Source organism: Pseudodonghicola flavimaris, assembly GCF_030164425.1.
Classification (GTDB): domain Bacteria; phylum Pseudomonadota; class Alphaproteobacteria; order Rhodobacterales; family Rhodobacteraceae; genus Pseudodonghicola; species Pseudodonghicola flavimaris.
On sequence record NZ_JASNJD010000049.1, the window covers coordinates 1 to 2,829 of the forward strand.

Below are 2,829 nucleotides of genomic sequence, written 5' to 3' on the forward strand. Positions count from 1 at the left end.
GTAACCGCCCGATTGAGACCGCAGGTTACTTCTGAAGCATAGGGGCGACCAAGATGATCGCCATGCCGGTCAGGCAAAAGATTGCGCCGATGATATCCCATCGGGTCGGAATCTGCCTCTCTACGGCCCAAAGCCATGCGATAGATGCTGTGATGTATATGCCGCCGTAGGCCGCATATGCACGACCGGCAAACTCGACCTCAACACGCGTCAGCAAGTATGCGAACAGGGCGAGGGAGATCGCGCCCGGGATAAGCCAGAGGGCTGAGCGGTCAAGACGTAGCCAGGCCCAGAACGCGAAGCAGCCCGCGATCTCGGCGAGAGCAGCCAGGGCATACATGCCGATTGCCGCGAAGACGCTCATCATGGGCGAGCTGCGCTCCACTGCCACGGCAGCAGTTCGTCAAGCCGGTTGATCTTGTGATCATGGATACGGTCGAGGATATCGGCGAGCCAAGCCTGTGGATCGAGCCCGTTCATCTTGGCGGTTTCGATGAGGGTCATCGCCCTGGCCAGCGTCTCGCCACCGCTATCGGAGCCGGCGAAGAGCCAGTTTTTCCGTCCGATGCCGATCGGGCGCATGGCGCGCTCGGCGGGGTTGTTGTCGATGCCAACGCGGCCGTCTTCGAGGAAGAGCTCGAAGGAAGACCAGCGGCTGAGACCGTATCGGAAGGCCTTGGCGAGATCGCTCTTGCCCGGAATGCGCAGCAGCTGGGCCTCGGCCCAGGCCTTGAAGGCATCGACCATGGGGCGGGAGTGCGTCTGGCGCGCGGCCTGTCGTAGTTCGGCGGATTGACCGGCGACCTCGCGCTCGACATCATAAAGCTTGCCGATCCGGTCGAGGGCTTCCCGCGCAATCTCGGATTTCGTGCTGTCCCAGACATCATGGAAGTCGCGCCGAAGATGCGCCCAGCAGGCGGCCTCGCGGAACTGGCTGCTGCCGTCCGCGCGTGGTTCGTAAAGCAGATTGAAGCCAGCATAGGCGTCCGCCTGAAGGATACCGCCGCTGTCTTGCAGATGCCGCTGAGGATGTTCCCCCTTGCGATCCGGGGAGAAGCGGTAGACGACACCGGGCGGCGCGGCGCCGTCCCAAGGACGTTGATCCGAGACATAGGCCCAGACCCGTCCCTGCTTGACCCCTTTGCCGAGGCCGCGGTCCCGGCGTGACCGGTCCAGGACGCGGATCGGGGTGTCGTCCGCGTGCAGCACCGGCGCGGCCATCACCTCGGTCTCGATCCGTTCAATGATAGGGGCGAGCACCTTCATGGCGCGTCCGCACCAGTCCAGCAGCGTGCTGTCCGGGATGTCGGCCCCCATACGGGCGTAGATCTCGTTCTGGCGATAGAGCGGAAGGTGATCATCGAACTTGGACACGAGGATCTGGGCCAGAAGCCCAGGACCAGCCATGCTGCCGGGGATAGGGCGACTTGGGGCGGCAGGCTGCACCATCTTCTCGCACCGGCGACAGGACTTCTTCACCCGCGCGATCTGGATCACCTTCATCTGCGCCGCGACCATGTCGAGCAACTCGCTGACATCCTCACCCACCACGCGAAGGTCGCCACCACAGTCGGGACAACAGGAGCCGGGATCGAGTTCGCGCCGTTCGCGAGGGGTCGTGTCCGAGACGCGCGGGCGTCGACGAGGCTTGATCTCAGCGACAGCGGCATCGATCGCCGCAGGCACCTCCTCCTCGACTGACCCATCACGCTTCTCGGCAACTGCGACCAGGAGGTCTTCGAGCGCCAGTTCGAGCTGCGCGATCTCACGCTCAATCTTTTCCGAGGACTTTCCGAAGGCCTGTTTCTGGAGCTTGGCGATCCGCAAGCGCAGAGCCTGAACCAACTGCTCGTGGGCCTGAAGCGTGGCCGACATGCGTGCATTCTCCGCCTGAAGTGCGGCGATCATCGCCTTCAGGACCGCAGGATCATCAGAGAGAATGTGGGCATCATCGGACATGCCGACTGATACCATGCACAGGTCGAGATGGCCAATAAAACAAGTGGATTCAGGTAGATAATCTACCCGACCCGCGCGGGTGGTGCGCCCCAGTCCGGGCGCCTCCAATCGATCCCTTCCCAGAGCATCGCCAGCTGGGCGGAGGTCAGCCGCGCGGCCCCGGCCTTGGTGTTCGGCCAGGGAAACCGTCCGCGCTCGAGGATCTTGTAATAGAGGCAGAAGCCTTGGCCATCCCAGTAGAGCAGCTTCAGCCGATCCCCCTTTCGCCCCCGGAACGCGAAGACCGCGCCGCTGGTGGGTTTCTGGCGCAGCACATCCTGGGCCAGGGCTGAGAGACCGGCAATTCCTTTCCGCATGTCGGTCGCGCCGCACGCCAGGTAGACCCGGACCCCGGTGCCTGGGCCGATCATGCCGCTTCCACCGCGCGGATCAGCCCGGTCAGCGCCTCCCCATCCATGCTGCTGTCGAAACGGAGGCAGCGACCGTTCCCCAAACGCAGCTCGACAAAAACCGGGCGAGCGGGCGGGGAGTGGGCCGGTTCGGACTGGGTGCCGAAATCAAGAGGCAGGAAGACTGCTCCCCGATCCGGCGACCAAAGGCCCTTCTTCTTCAGGTCCCGGCGCCAGCCGTAGATTTGCGAGCGTGTGAGCTCATGTCGCTGAGCAACTTGCGTAACCGAAGCCCCGCCAGCACCCACTTCCAGCAAGATCTCGAGCTTCTCCTCGTCGCTCCAACGACGGCGCCGCTCGACACCCAGAACCTCACCCAACATAGCGCCTCCCGATAAGACACGTCGCTAAAGACGTCGTTATGCACGTGTCTTATCTCGGTCCGCCTCCATCAGGCAGGCGGCATCAATCGGGCGCTTAC

General features: G+C 63.5%; 4 protein-coding genes. All 4 read right to left on the reverse strand.

The features are described from left to right. Positions 1–25 precede the first annotated feature (25 nt). Positions 26–364 carry a YnfA family protein gene (locus QO033_RS25115; RefSeq protein WP_088736309.1) on the reverse strand — a complete coding sequence of 113 codons (339 nt, stop codon included), beginning with the start codon at positions 362–364 and terminating at the stop codon, positions 26–28. Beyond that, positions 364–1,959 (reverse strand): IS66 family transposase, encoded by a 1,596-nt coding sequence (gene tnpC, locus QO033_RS25120; RefSeq protein WP_164185595.1) that lies wholly within the window; start codon positions 1,957–1,959, stop codon positions 364–366. The genes QO033_RS25115 and tnpC overlap by 1 nt, the downstream gene beginning before the upstream one ends. A 62-nt stretch (positions 1,960–2,021) precedes the next feature. Then, positions 2,022–2,369, reverse strand: a complete 348-nt coding sequence (gene tnpB, locus QO033_RS25125) for an IS66 family insertion sequence element accessory protein TnpB (protein WP_107818344.1) — start codon at positions 2,367–2,369, stop codon at positions 2,022–2,024. After that, entirely contained in the window at positions 2,366–2,731 is a 366-nt protein-coding gene (gene tnpA / locus QO033_RS25130) for an IS66-like element accessory protein TnpA (protein ID WP_107818346.1), read from the reverse strand. The genes tnpB and tnpA overlap by 4 nt, the downstream gene beginning before the upstream one ends. Between the last annotated feature and the right edge of the window lie 98 nt (positions 2,732–2,829).